The sequence below is a fragment of the Pseudomonas mandelii genome (assembly GCF_006438925.1).
GTDB classification, from domain to species: domain Bacteria; phylum Pseudomonadota; class Gammaproteobacteria; order Pseudomonadales; family Pseudomonadaceae; genus Aquipseudomonas; species Aquipseudomonas mandelii_C.
The window spans coordinates 1-7,645 of sequence record NZ_RCZA01000033.1 but is presented as its reverse complement, the minus strand read 5'-3'; the positions used below and the strand labels follow the sequence as shown (position 1 = coordinate 7,645).

The window sequence follows — 7,645 nt, the reverse complement described above, 5'->3', positions numbered from 1 at the left end:
GTGCTGTATCTGGCCAACGCCAACAACCGCCTGGCCGCCAACGGCGCCCTGATCCAGGGCAGCGACGTAACCCTGATCGCCGGCAAAGACCTGAACAACGCCGGCACCTTGCGCGCCTCCAACAACCTGTCGGCCACCGCCACCAACGACCTGGTCAACAGCGGCCTGGTGGAAGCCGGCAATCGCCTCGACCTGCAGGCCGGCAACAACATAGTCAACAAAGCCGGCGGCATCATCGCCGGTCGTGACGTCACGCTGACCGCCACCCGGGGCGACGTGATCAACGAACGCACCGTCACCACTCACGAAAGCGGCAGCGGCTATCGCAGCGAGCGCACCGACTTCGTCGACAACGCTGCCCGGATAGAAGCCGGAAACTCGCTCACCCTCAACGCCGGACGCGATATCAACAACGTTGGCGGCGTGCTGAAAAGCGGTGCTGATACCACCATCAACGCCGGCCGTGACGTCAACCTCACATCAGCCGAACAGATCGTCAGCGGCGAGCAGGGTCTGCACCGCAATCAGACCATCACCCAATATGGCTCAGACATCGATGTCGGGCAGGACCTGAAGGTCAACGCCGGACGGGATATCACCGTCATCGCCAGCCAGATCGACGCCAAACGCGATGTGAGCATGAGCGCTGTCGGCGACTTGACCCTGGCCTCGGCGGCGGATGAGCAGCACTCGTATAGCAAGAGCAAGAAGGTGACCAGTCAGGAGGATCATGTCAGTCAGGTGTCTACGACGGTCACTGCGGGGGGCAGCATTGCCCTGAATGCAGGCAAGGATTTGAACCTGATCGCCAGCCGAGTGAGTGCGGGGGATGAGGCCTATTTGTACGCCGGCAATGACGTGAATCTGGAGACAGCGGACAACGTCAACTACTCCTACTACTCGAAAACCAAGAAAGGCTCGTGGGGTAAGAAAAAGTCTACGATGACCGAAACCGACAGCGTCATGTCTGTCAGTTCGAGTGTTGAGGCAGGGAACAAGCTGGTGATCTCTGCCGGGCAGGATTTCAACGCCACCGGCGCCACGCTCAATAGCGATGGGACATTGCTCGCTACCGCTGGCCGCGATATCAATCTCGATGCCGCCGAAGACTACGCAAGCCAGGCCAACGCCTCATCTAAAAAGGGCTGGTCCTCCAGCAAGTCCAGCAGTTCGGAAGTCACGCAGACCCGTTTGAACAGCACCGAGTTGGTCGCCAAAAACATCGAGCTGAAAGCCGATAACGACATCTCGCTGACGGCCGCGGCTTTGCGTGCTGAAGAGGCGGTGAAACTCACCGCCGGCAACGATGTATTGATTGGTGCTGGCGAGGAAACTCAAACAACCACACAGTCGAAAAGCTCCAGCAAGACCAGTGCAACGTTCACGGGCTTGCTGTCTTCCACACAAAAATCGCAACAAGGGCAAACGACCTCAACCCAAAGCATCGGCAGTGATATCAGTGGCGGCAGCATTCAGATCAAGAGTGGCCGCGACACGGTTGTTGAGGGCAGTACGCTGGTGGCCGACAAGAACATCGGCATCGATGCCGGTCGCAATCTGGAGATTACTAGTGCTGAAAGTACCGAGACTTCGAGCTCCAAATCCGGCAGTAAAAAAGTCGGTGAAATAGGCTCCTGGTGGCAGGGGGCGACAGGGATCGTCAAGCAGAAAGAAGCCGATCAATACACCTCTACCCGACAGTCGGGCAGTCAGATCGCGTCGTTGGGCGGCAACATCAGCCTCACGGCGGGCGACCATTACACCCAAACCGCCAGTCAGTTGGTCACACCTCTGGGTGATATTGGCATTACCGCCAAACATGTCGACATCGAGGCCGGTTTCGACACCCTCAATTCCACCAAAACGGCCAGTACCAGCCGTACTGCCATTGGCGGAACGGTGAGCATTCCGCTGCTTGACGCGTTGCGTGGTATTCAGCAGATGGGCGAAGCGGCGCAGAAAACCAGTGATGATCGGATGGTTGCGTTGGCTGCGGTGAATGCGGCAATGAGTGCCAATCAGGCCATGGACGCGGGCAAGGCCATAATGCAGGACCCTAAAGCCGGCGTTAAGGTCAGCGTCAATCTGAGCAACAGCCAGAGCAATATGACCAGCACTCAGAGTGGTCGTAACGTCGTGGGCAGCGGCGTGGTAGCTGGCGGCAATATCAACATCGTCTCCACTGGGGCCGGTGCTGACAGCGACATCAATGTGGTTGGAAGCCGGATCGAAGGTGGCGGGGACGTATCCCTTAAAGCCGACGGCGCAATCAATTTGCTGTCCGCGCAAAACACCGCACATCAGGAAAGCAGCAACAGTAACAGTGGCTGGAGCGCCGGCATTGGTTTCGGCTTTGGTGAAAGCAACGGCATCACTTTTGAACTGGCCGCCAACAAGGGACGCGGCAGTGCCGATGGCGATGATGTCACCCAAACCAACACGTCGATCAAGTCCGGCCATATGCTGAATCTGCAAAGCGGCGGCGATACCAATATCAAGGGCGCAGTCGCCAGCGGTGAAACGGTCAAGGTCAAAGTCGGCGGCGACCTCAATATCGAGAGTTTGCAGGACACCAGCACTTACAAATCGCAGCAGTCCAGTGCCAACGTAGGTGTGAGCCTTTGCATTCCTCCATTCTGTTATGGCACCAGCAGCGTCAGCGGCGGCATCGCCCAGCAACACATGCAAAGCGAGTACGCCAGCGTTAGCGAACAATCGGGCATCAAGGCCGGCAATGGCGGTTTCCAGGTTGAGGTCACCGGCAATACCGATCTTGTTGGCGCAGTCATCGCCAGCACCGACAAAGCGGTTGCCGACGGCAAAAACACCCTGAGCACCGGCACGCTGACCAGCTCTGACATCAAGAACAAGGCGCAGTACGACGCCAGCAGTATCAACCTCAGTGGTGGGTACGGCGGCGATATTGGCCGTGATGCCAACGGTAATGCCAGCGCCACGGCCAACCGTGGCGGGCCAGTCGTTGCCAGTAAGGATGGCGTGAGCGTTACAACACCGATTGCCTTGTTCGCCGGCGACAGTTCCAGCAGCACCACCCACAGCGGGATCAGCGGCGCAGCGGTCACCATCACCAATACCGTCAAGCAGAAGGAGTTGACCGGTCAGACAGCAGAACAGGCAATTGCCGCAATCAATACCGATGTCTCCAGCGATCGCGATGGCAGTAACAAACTCAAACCGATTTTCGACGCACAAGAAATCGGCGTGGACTTCGAGATCGTCGGCAAGTTTGTGCAGAACGTTTCTCAATACATTGAGAGCCGTGCTAGGGAAATTGATCAGAAGAAGGACTTGGCCGAGAAGGAGAAAGCGGCATCGAATGATAAGACCTTGTCTGACGACGATCGGATAAAGCACCACGAGAACTACTTGGTGCTCAATCAGCAAATCAAGGAGATCGGCGATAACTGGGGAGCCGGCGGCACCTACCGGCAAATCGCAACAGCCTTGGTCGCCGGTATCAGCGGAAATGTGGCCGGCAGCGGCGCTCAGTTCGCACAAAACATGGTGGTCAACTACGTCCAGCAGCAAGGCTCGGCGTACATCGGCGAACTGGTGAAAAAGGGCCTGAAGGAAGGTAGCCCTGAGCACGCAGCCTTGCATGCAATTCTCGGTTGTGCCGGTGCGGCTGCCAGCAACCAGAGTTGCTCGGCCGGTGCCTTGGGTGGTTCTGCCGCCAGCGTGTTGGCGGGTCTGTTCGCGGATTCCGATCCGAACGAAACCGCAGTGGAGCGAGAAGCCAAACGCAACATCATCACCAGCCTGGTGACCGGTATTGCGGCCATGAGTAACCCCAACGGTGCAGCTACCGCCAACAATGCGGCCACGGCGAACGTTGATAACAATTGGTTGGCGACGCAGCAATACGTGCAGGCGAAAAAAGAGATTGACGCCGAACCCAATATCCTCAAGAAACTGGCGATCGCTGGAAAGTGGCAGATCACTTCACTGCGGCAGGATCTGCTGACTGGCTCGGGCGTCCTCAAAGGCTTCACGGACGGCATGGCGGGCGCAGGCTTGGGTACTTTGGATAGCGCCGTCACGCTCTTGACCGACCCGGCGCAGAGTTGGGAGGCTGTCAAAGAGTTTGCCGCTTCCGATGAAGCCCAGGCATTGTTGGGTAAAGAAGTTGCTGCTGCGTTCAAGTCCCAAATTGATCAGATCGGCACGGCAGTCGTTGAAGGTGGCGATGCCAATGCAGAGAATCTCGGCAGACAAATGGGCCAGGCGGTGGCGCTGGTTGTACAACTGATGATTGGCGGGGGTAGTAGCTCAGCAAACAGCGCGCTTACCCTCTCGCGAATGGGGATCGATGTCTCCGTCAACACCGTCAAGAAAATCGGCGCATCGTTTGATATTAACGTTGTCAAAAATGACATCAACAAGCTGCAGGATCTGATGCCGGATCCGGATGTGCCGGTGTATGTCCCCCCTCCGATCACGGCGAAAACGTTAAATCCAGATATTATTAAGAGGATTTTATCAATCGAAAAAGGTGAGCGACCTCTTCCGGAAACTTATCTTTCCCAAGCGTATAGAGAGATGCACGCCAAGATGTTTGGTGAGGGAGTTGTTCGTATTCAACCCACTGCACCTACCGGGACTATTGGTAGGAGCGAGACGTGGGTGTTACCTAAAAGTGTTGCGCAAGACGCGATATTGCGCGCAAACGGGGATGTATCGAAGTTGGAGCAATATTTAGGGCTTGATAAAGGGTATTTGGGCGGTAACCCTGTTCTGGTGAATATTACAAAAGCTGATGGATATCGCATTCCATCAGGTAATGAATTTGGTGCAAATGACTTTTGGAGACCTGGTGGATTTACTAGTCCTGGAGGCTTGCCAGAAGCTGTGATAAACCCTGTGCAGCCAGGCGGCTACACCGTTTCTAATATTTTTCGATAAGAGGTGGCTATGGATAAGCTAATATTTCAGCTTAGCGACATGGAAATATGGGCTCGCGGTGACCGATTTTTTGTACGTTACGATGCCGGTTCACATCAGATTGTTATGCGCGAAGATGAGATCTCAGAGCAGGACGTCCAAGAAGCTTTACTGAGTAACGAATCCGCTATGAAAATGTTGTTCGCTTTACAAAAACGGTTGATACAGGCTGGAATCGATCCATATGTTTCTAACACGAAGGATTGAAAAAATGACGGGTCGGGGGGGGCCGTCTCTCAAGTTATCAGCGCAGTTTCGAGTTGGGTGACAGATTGGGCTTTGTTCCGTATATCAATGCGCAAATGCTTGAGCGTGCTCTTATGGTGGCTCTGGATTTACAGTGACCCCTCGACCACAACACCTGCCCCACGCCGGTGTTGTTTTTATCCACCCAGCTTAGGATAATCCTGGCCGGGCAGTAGCTACCCGTTTGCCACGGCACGTTTATGCGCAGAAAACGTATGTAAACCGGACCTTGGCGTGCCGCAATCGCCAGGTCGTCGGTGGACGCGGGCCTACTCTTGGGCACATTTTGCCGGTCGTTTTGCTGGGGCCGGCGGCTAGTGCGCTGGCACACCGATCACCATCAACCGCGTGCAGGGCCTACCGAGCAATGCGGACAAATCCCAGCCACAAAAGTACCTGATCGAAACCAACCCGGTGCTCACCAACCTCAAGCAATTCATGAGCTCGGATTACCTGTTGTCGAACCTGGGTTACGACCCCGACCAAAGTGCCAAGCGCCTGGGCGATGGCCTTTATGAACAACGCCTGATTCAGCAAGCGGTAGTGGCTCGCACCGGCCAGCGCTTCATCGATGGCCAGACCAGCGACGAAGGCTTGTTCAGATACCTGATGAACAACGCCATCGCCAGCAAGCAGGAACTCAACCTGTCGCTCGGCGTCAGCCTGACCTCCGAGCAAGTCGCGGCCCTGACCCACGACATTGTCTGGATGGAAAACGCCGAAGTGAACGGCGAACAAGTGCTGGTGCCGGTGCTGTATCTGGCCAACGCCAACAACCGCCTGGCCGCCAACGGCGCCCTGATCCAGGGCAGCGACGTAACCCTGATCGCCGGCAAAGACCTGAACAACGCCGGCACCTTGCGCGCCTCCAACAACCTGTCGGCCACCGCCACCAACGACCTGGTCAACAGCGGCCTGGTGGAAGCCGGCAATCGCCTCGACCTGCAGGCCGGCAACAACATAGTCAACAAAGCCGGCGGCATCATCGCCGGTCGTGACGTCACACTGACCGCCACCCGGGGCGACGTGATCAACGAACGCACCGTCACCACCCACGAAAGCAGCAGCGGCTATCGCAGCGAGCGCACCGACTTCGTCGACAACGCTGTCCGGATAGAAGCCGGAAACTCGCTCACCCTCAACGCCGGACGCGATATCAACAACGTTGGCGGCGTGCTGAAAAGCGGTGCCGATACCACGATCACTGCCGGTCGTGACGTCAACCTCACTTCAGCCGAACAGATCGTCAGCGGCGAGCAGGGGCTGCATCGGGATCAGACCATTACCCAATATGGCTCAGACATTGATGTCGGGCAGGACCTGAAGGTCAACGCCGGACGGGATGTCACCGCTATCGCCAGCCAGATCGACGCCAAACGCGATGTGAGCATGAGCGCTGTCGGCGACTTGACCCTGGCTTCGGCGGCGGATGAACAGCACTCGTACAGCAAGAGCAAGAAGGTGACGAGTCAGGAGGATCATGTCAGTCAGGTGTCTACGACGGTCACTGCGGGGGGCAGCATTGCCCTGAATGCAGGCAAGGATTTGACGCTGATCTCAAGCAAGGTCACCGCCGGGGATGAGGCCTACCTGGTGGCGGGTGACAAGCTCGAGCTGCTGGCGGCGCAAGACAGCGACTACTCGCTGTATGACATGAAGAAGAAGGGCTCCTTCGGCGCGAAGAAAACCCAGCGCGACGAAGTGACCGATGTGAAGTACATCGGCAGTGAAATCACCACCGGGGGCAACCTGACCTTGGTCAGCGGTGGGGATCAGCGGTATCAGGTGGCGAAGCTCAACAGCGGCAAGGACATCACGCTGGACAGTGGAGGAGCCATCACCTTTGAGGCGGTGAAGGATTCTCATCAGGAGAGCCACGACAAGAGCAGCAATAGCTGGGCGTGGACCAGCATGGAAAACAAAGGCCAGGTTGACGAAACGCTGCGGCAAAGCCAGCTGATTGCTAAAGGCCAGACGCTCATCAAAGCGGTTGATGGGCTGCACATCGATATCAAAGACATCAACCAACAAAGCGTGAGCCAGGCAATCGATGCCATGGTGCAAGCTGATCCGAGTATGGCCTGGCTCAAAGACGCTGAAGCGCGGGGCGATGTGGATTGGCGCCGGGTTAAAGAACTGCATGACAGCTGGGATGAAAGCCATTCCGGGCTGGGTGGCCCGGCGATGATCATTATCATCATCATCGTCACCTACTTCACGGCCGGTGCAGCCTCCGGTTTCGTGGCTTCTGCCGCAAACGCAGGGGCGGGCAGCGCATTCGCAGCCGGCGCTGCAGCGACCGCAGCGACTGCAACGACCGCAGCGACGCAAGCTGTCGCCGCTGGTTGGGCGAACGCTGCCCTCACCGCCATGCTCACCTCCGCAGCCAGTACGGCCACGGTCAGTACCATCAACAATAAAGGCAATCTTGGCGCGG

2 protein-coding genes and 2 pseudogenes are annotated in these 7,645 nt (G+C 57.0%); all 4 read left to right on the top strand.

Annotation, left to right across the window (positions count from 1 at the left end; translation table 11 throughout):
* On the top strand, nt 1-4,923 hold a 4,923-nt coding region (locus EAH74_RS32860), incomplete at its 5' end, for a hemagglutinin repeat-containing protein (RefSeq protein ID WP_193560169.1).
* A 9-nt stretch (nt 4,924-4,932) separates the two neighbouring features.
* The gene (locus tag EAH74_RS32855) at nt 4,933-5,169 is read left to right on the top strand and encodes a hypothetical protein (protein ID WP_140684564.1); all 237 of its coding nucleotides are present in this window, start codon (nt 4,933-4,935) and stop codon (nt 5,167-5,169) included.
* Between the two features lie 35 nt (nt 5,170-5,204).
* Nucleotides 5,205-5,306, top strand: a pseudogene (locus EAH74_RS34065) (DUF6990 domain-containing protein); the annotation flags it as partial.
* A gap of 238 nt (nt 5,307-5,544) precedes the next feature.
* Nucleotides 5,545-7,645: pseudogene (locus tag EAH74_RS32850) on the top strand (hemagglutinin repeat-containing protein); the annotation flags it as partial.